Source organism: Vibrio genomosp. F10 str. 9ZD137 (genome assembly GCF_049974785.1).
Taxonomy (GTDB): Bacteria; Pseudomonadota; Gammaproteobacteria; order Enterobacterales; family Vibrionaceae; genus Vibrio.
On sequence record NZ_JBNGCJ010000036.1, the window covers coordinates 1 to 991 of the forward strand.

Annotated in this window: 1 protein-coding gene; it reads left to right on the forward strand. The window is 40.2% G+C overall.

The genetic code is table 11. The annotated features are described in order from the left end of the window. The first annotated feature begins 10 nt into the window (after nucleotides 1-10). The gene (gene yqiA, locus ACP45E_RS00435) at nucleotides 11-601 is read left to right on the forward strand and encodes an esterase YqiA (protein WP_198927660.1); all 591 of its coding nucleotides are present in this window, start codon (nucleotides 11-13) and stop codon (nucleotides 599-601) included. Nucleotides 602-991 lie beyond the last annotated feature (390 nt).

Consider the following 991-nt stretch of genomic DNA (forward strand, 5'->3'; position numbering starts at 1 on the left):
GTTATTAACGATGCCTTCATCTAAAAGACCCTTGTTACTGTATATCCACGGTTTTAACAGTTCACCTCAGTCGCATAAAGCCAAGGTGATGAAGGAGTATTGCGCGGCTAACCGGCCGGATATTACGCTGGTTACTCCGCAGCTTCCTTGCTTTCCCGAAGAAGCCGCCCATTGCTTATTAGCTTTGATTGAAGAGTACCAGGCCGATTATGACATTGGGTTAGTGGGGAGCTCTCTTGGAGGTTATTTATCCACTTGGTTGAATGAAAAATTTGGCTTTAAAACGGTATTAATTAACCCTGCGGTTAAGCCTTACGAACTGCTGGTGGATTACTTAGGTGAGCAGACTAATCCTTATACTCATGTGCAGTATGTTTTGGATCCGATTCATATACAGCAGCTAAAAACGTTAGATGTTACTTCTATCGCGAACCCTAAAGATTTTTGGCTGTTGCAACAAACTGGGGATGAAGTTCTTGATTATCGTCAGGCTGTTGAACGGTTTGCTTTCTCGAAACAAACGGTTGAGCAAGGTGGTGATCATAGCTTTGTTGATTTTGAACGATACCCAGCTCAAATTATTGAATTTCTCGCTTTATAGAATACTCAACAATCTTTTTTGTCTCTTTTTCGTGCAGAAGAGACGAGTTGTGATTTAGAAAGCTATTAATTTAGGTTTTCTTTCTTCCACTGAGGGAGGAGTCATAATTTTACCTGTTACTTACCTATCTCTCTTGACATAAGAGGGCCACTTCCAGACTATGTTCTACCTATACTTTTGTTGTTGTGAACGCTGATTGTTTCAGCGATTTTGTCACTTTTTACGCAAAACGCTCATATGTGCTTCTGATGGCATTTGAACTCGCGAGCCGTGTTAAAGGTCTCTTTACACCAATAGCAATGTAATAACTTAATTATCTACTAAGTATATTCCGTATTATGACTGAACAATATAATGCTGGAGCCATTGAAGTTCTCAATGGCTTAGAGC

Coding starts and splice junctions, on each gene's coding strand:
- yqiA (WP_198927660.1), top strand. CDS start 11: ATGCCTTCATCTAAAAGACCCTTGTTACTGTATATCCACGGTTTTAAC.